5 protein-coding genes are annotated in these 3,351 nt (G+C 35.2%); 4 read left to right on the top strand and 1 reads right to left on the bottom strand.

The annotated features are described in order from the left end of the window. Positions 1-366 (bottom strand): hypothetical protein (locus tag GK108_RS30915; protein WP_163955470.1); only part of this gene is annotated, 366 nt, incomplete at its 3' end. 207 nt (positions 367-573) lie between these two features. Here GK108_RS30915 and GK108_RS30910 point away from each other — a divergent pair. The 4 genes from GK108_RS30910 (at position 574) to GK108_RS30895 (ending at position 3,258) form a co-directional block, all read left to right on the top strand. Next, positions 574-1,230 carry a recombinase family protein gene (locus tag GK108_RS30910; protein WP_163955469.1) on the top strand — a complete coding sequence of 219 codons (657 nt, stop codon included), beginning with the start codon at positions 574-576 and terminating at the stop codon, positions 1,228-1,230. A 78-nt stretch (positions 1,231-1,308) separates the two neighbouring features. Next, the gene (locus GK108_RS30905; RefSeq protein WP_163955468.1) at positions 1,309-1,572 is read left to right on the top strand and encodes a hypothetical protein; all 264 of its coding nucleotides are present in this window, start codon (positions 1,309-1,311) and stop codon (positions 1,570-1,572) included. Then, positions 1,569-1,982: a type II toxin-antitoxin system VapC family toxin gene (locus GK108_RS30900; RefSeq protein ID WP_163955467.1), complete on the top strand. Its 414-nt coding sequence runs from the start codon at positions 1,569-1,571 to the stop codon at positions 1,980-1,982. The genes GK108_RS30905 and GK108_RS30900 overlap by 4 nt, the downstream gene beginning before the upstream one ends. A 40-nt stretch (positions 1,983-2,022) precedes the next feature. After that, positions 2,023-3,258 (top strand): RES family NAD+ phosphorylase, encoded by a 1,236-nt coding sequence (locus GK108_RS30895; RefSeq protein WP_163955466.1) that lies wholly within the window; start codon positions 2,023-2,025, stop codon positions 3,256-3,258. The last annotated feature ends 93 nt before the right edge of the window (positions 3,259-3,351 follow it).

Genomic DNA, 3,351 nt, shown 5'->3' with positions numbered 1-3,351 from the left:
ACTATAGTCTAAAGTATCAAAATCTTTCTTAAAATTCATTATTATAGCTTCATCAACTTCCTTTGAATCAATATAGTATGTCATTAACTGGCTGGTACAATATAACCCCTTTCCAATTGAATTGAGGAATGTATCTAATCGAAGGAAAGTTTGTGCAATGAAAGTTCTATCAAATGGTATAAAATCATTATTATAGAAAATAGGCTCATGGCGAATCTCCATCCCGTCATTAAGTTTAACTGACAAAAAAGTATCTAAATCAATTAGGTTATCAGTAGACCATTTTAGATATTTTTCTATTTCAAGAAGGCTGATTGCTCGTGCCTCGGTAGTTGCTACTATATTATACAACGCTAGGTTTCGCATGAAACGATTGATAAAATACTTGTGTGGTGTTGTTTTAAAGAAACAATACCACACAAATTACCAAAATTTCAGGATAGTACTAAGGTATAATAGTCTATAAGATGTTTATGGCATTTTAAGAACGGTCGTTTGTAAAATGCCATAAAACATTATATTTGAGAAATCAGACCGTGGAACACCTGCTTTCTACGTGATAAGGGTTATAGTATGAACTACATCTGTTACTATCGAGTATCCACAAAAGCACAAGGTCGCTCCGGGCTTGGCCTGGGGGATCAACGAACTATTGTAAATCGGTATCTGCGGGATGATGATAAGCTACTGCTTGAATTTACCGAAGTGGAATCCGGCAAAAAGGGAGATCGGCCAAAGCTTCAGGAAGCTATTCGGGCTTGTCAGCAGCAAGGCGCAAAGTTATTAATTGCAAAGCTCGACCGGCTCAGCCGGAACGTAGCTTTTGTGATGACACTACGAGATTCGGGCGTTGATTTTGTCGCCTGTGATCTTCCCGATGCCAATACGCTTACCGTGGGTATGATGGTTACATTTGCTCAATATGAAGCGGAGCGTACTTCTGAACGTACACGTGCTGCGCTAGCTCAAAAGAAGGTTCAAGGCTTTAAACTTGGTAAGCCTGAGAATCTGACCTTACAGGCTATTCAAAAGGGTGAAGCAATTAGAGTTAATAATGCCTTGACTAATAAGGCGAATGTTCAAGCTACTGAGCTGGCAACACTCTACCGGAACAATGGCATGACCTATTCCAAAATAGCTGACAAGTTGAACCAGACACACTACCAGACTAGACGGAACAAGCGATTTGATGGTAAAGCTGTTTATCGACTCCTTCAACGGATAGCCTAGTTGGGCTTTACAAAGCAGCTAGAACCGGGTAAAATGGAAAAGTGTTATATTGGCACAAATACGGACACGGACAAAATCATGCAAACTACCTATCACATAAAGCCTAATGAAGTAGATGATAGCTTGATGAAGGCTATTAGAGAGCTTTTCAAAAACGAGGACGAACTAACTATAACTGTTTCTTCAGAAAAGAAGTCTGCAACTGGTTTGAACTCGGAAGAGGATCAAGAAAAGCTTTTCTATAGTTTGTTTGGAAGCTGGCAGGGCGAAGAATCTGGAGATGAGCTTGTTAATCAAATTTATTCAGCTCGTGTTAGCGGGACTCGTGATATAGAACTATGAGTCAATATTTACTAGACACAAATATTTGCATTCATTTTATTAAAGGTGAGTACGATTTAAGAAATAAAATTCAAAAGGTTGGTTTCCAATCTTGTTACATATCAGAAATTACGATTGCTGAACTTCTGTACGGAGTTGAGAATAGTGCACCAGATCGGCGGTCTATAAACCTTCAGAGGGTCAAAAATTTGAGGGCATCATTTGCAGATCGTGTAATACCTATTGGTGAGTGCTTAGAAGAATATGCAAAGCAAAAAGCTCAATTGCGAAGGGTGGGACGTAGAGTTGAAGATCTAGATATTTTTATTGGAGCTACATCCATTGTAAAAAACTTGGTCTTGATTACTAGGAACACTAAAGACTTTGTGAATATGGGTAACCTAACGCTCGAAAATTGGATTGATTACTAAGATTCTATCCACTTTAACTACCATCTACCTTTATTAAATAATGGATTTGAACCTACCAGGGATGGACGATGGAGATTTACCTACTTTAGATACTATTATCAAAGGCTTTGAAATTATTGCAAATAGCTCTTTAGATAATCTTTCCTATACTGAGGTAAAGCAACTTTTCGAAAAAGCACTACTGATTCTCCCTAAGCTCGTAGCACCAAATGCTACTATTGGTGCACCTTTATATAGAGTGACAGATGGGCTATTTGCAGGCTTTGATAAAAATAAAATTTCCTCTTTTTCCCACCCACCTCCTGAGTACTGTAAAAGAGGTAGAGCAAATTTAGCTGGGTTTCCTGTTTTTTATGCTGCGCTTTCGGGCGATACCGCCTTAAGGGAAATTAGAAACGCGGAGAATGAATCGTTAAAAAATGGGAATATAATATATATAAGCGAGTGGAAGATAAAAAAGGAAGTTAAAGTTTCTTACGCTCAGTTCCTATATGATGAATCTGTAAGCTTAGGTGACAAAATTATAGATATTAATACCTCAAACCGAGAAAAGCTAGCTCATATATCTTCAATATATTCTGATGAAAAACAGAGAGCGTTTAAGTTACTAATGGAAAAAATAGGCAACCTTTATATACTAGATAAAGCCTATTTTGCTTCATCTTTTTTATCACACTACTTACTTTATGAAGATCGAGATAATTCACCTATAAAAATTGATGTATTAATATACCCTAGTGTGCAGGCAAGTTTTAAAGGTATTAACTATGCTTTTCATCCAGATTTCGTAAGAGAGAATATAGAATTGAAAGCAGTTCGTAAAGTAAGCTTTAATTCTTTTCATGACGGCGCGTCTTATTTAAATTTCTTAGAATTAGGATTACCTAATAAAAAAGGTCAAATAAAATGGTATACGATTAATTTAGACATGAAAAGTATAAAAAAGACAAATAAGAATATATTGTTGTTTGATAATATACCTCCTAAAAAAGAATTAATAGGAGACATCGAATTTTACTCAGATCTCAATAAAATTCAATATAATTTTGGCAATCTAATCACACTTGGCTGGAATAAATTAAAAGACCATAGTAATGATTTCTTGGGTGAGTTGGTTAAAATTGAAGGAGTTATAAATCATAAAAAAATTTATAAAAAAACTATATCTGTCGATATTAGTAATGAAAATATTTTCGCAAATATAAATGATATAAAATATAACTTAAAAGCAATCGCTTTTGAAGTTATATATAAACTTCGACTTGAGGGTTCATAATTCTTATCTCATTTAAATGCTCTTCAATACTATATTCTATTTTGAATTTATAGAATATATAAGGATTTTGAGCAAGAAGTTCACTCAGCCAGA

Origin of the sequence: Spirosoma terrae (genome assembly GCF_010435915.1) — a bacterium.
Classification (GTDB): domain Bacteria; phylum Bacteroidota; class Bacteroidia; order Cytophagales; family Spirosomataceae; genus Spirosoma; species Spirosoma terrae.
This window is presented reverse-complemented; position numbering and strand designations above follow the sequence as displayed.